This window comes from Pseudomonas sp. HMWF006 (assembly GCF_003061205.1).
GTDB classification, from domain to species: Bacteria; Pseudomonadota; Gammaproteobacteria; order Pseudomonadales; family Pseudomonadaceae; genus Aquipseudomonas; species Aquipseudomonas monsensis.
This window is the reverse complement of sequence record NZ_QAIU01000348.1, coordinates 3,666-4,791: the sequence shown is the minus strand read 5'-3', so window position 1 is coordinate 4,791 and position 1,126 is coordinate 3,666. Positions and strand designations below refer to the sequence as shown.

General features: G+C 63.1%; 1 protein-coding gene. It reads left to right on the top strand.

The window, feature by feature from the left end; all coding sequences use genetic code 11:
* Positions 1-1,126, top strand: a 1,126-nt coding sequence (locus DBR24_RS14255) for an acetyl-CoA C-acetyltransferase (RefSeq protein WP_128615084.1), incomplete at both ends; no start/stop codon positions are given.

Sequence of the window (1,126 nt, the reverse complement as noted above, 5' to 3'; positions counted from 1 at the left end):
TTACGCCACCGCCAGCAATCAGGCAATGCTCACCGCCGCTCTGGAAGGCCTGATCGAACGCTACAACCTGCACGGCCAGCGCATTGGCGAAGTGGTGGCGGGCGCAGTATTGAAATTGTCACGGGATATGAACCTGACCCGCGAATGCGTGCTGGGCTCACGCCTGTCCCCGACCACCCCGGCCTATGACATCCAGCAGGCCTGCGGCACCGGCCTGGAAGCAGCATTGCTGGTGGCCAACAAAATTGCCCTCGGCCAGATTGATTGCGGTATTGCCGGCGGCGTCGACACCACCTCGGACGCGCCAATCAGCGTCAGCGAAGGCCTGCGCAAAATCCTCTTGCAAGCCAACCGCGCGAAGACCACCGGCGACAAACTGAAGACCTTCCTGCAACTGCGGCCGCAACACCTGATTCCGGAGTTTCCGCGCAATGGCGAGCCGCGTACCGGGCTGTCGATGGGCCAACACTGCGAGTTGATGGCGCAGACCTGGAACATCCCGCGCGAAGAACAGGATCAACTGGCCCTCGAAAGCCACCACAAACTCGCCGCGTCCTACAGCGAGGGCTGGCACAACGATTTGATGACGCCGTTCCTCGGCCTGACCCGCGACAACAATCTGCGCCCGGACCTGACCCTGGAAAAACTCGCCACGCTGAAGCCAGCCTTCGAGAAAAACGCCAGGGGCACGTTGACGGCGGGCAACTCCACGCCGCTGACTGATGGCGCTTCGGTGGTGCTGTTGGGCAGCGAGGAATGGGCGAACGCGCGCGGGCTGCCGATCCTCGCTTATCTGCGTGACGGTGAGGCGGCCGCGGTGGACTTCGTCAATGGCGCCGAAGGTCTGCTGATGGCTCCGGTGTACGCGGTGCCGCGTTTGCTGGCGCGCAATGGCCTGACCTTGCAGGACTTCGACTATTACGAAATTCATGAGGCGTTCGCGGCGCAGGTGCTGTGCACGCTGAAGGCCTGGGAAGATCCCGAATATTGCAAAACCCGTCTGGGCCTCGACGCGCCGCTGGGCTCGATCAATCGCAGCCGGCTCAATGTGAAGGGCAGTTCGCTGGCGGCCGGGCATCCATTTGCCGCCACCGGCGGGCGCATCGTGGCCAACCTGGCCAAGTTG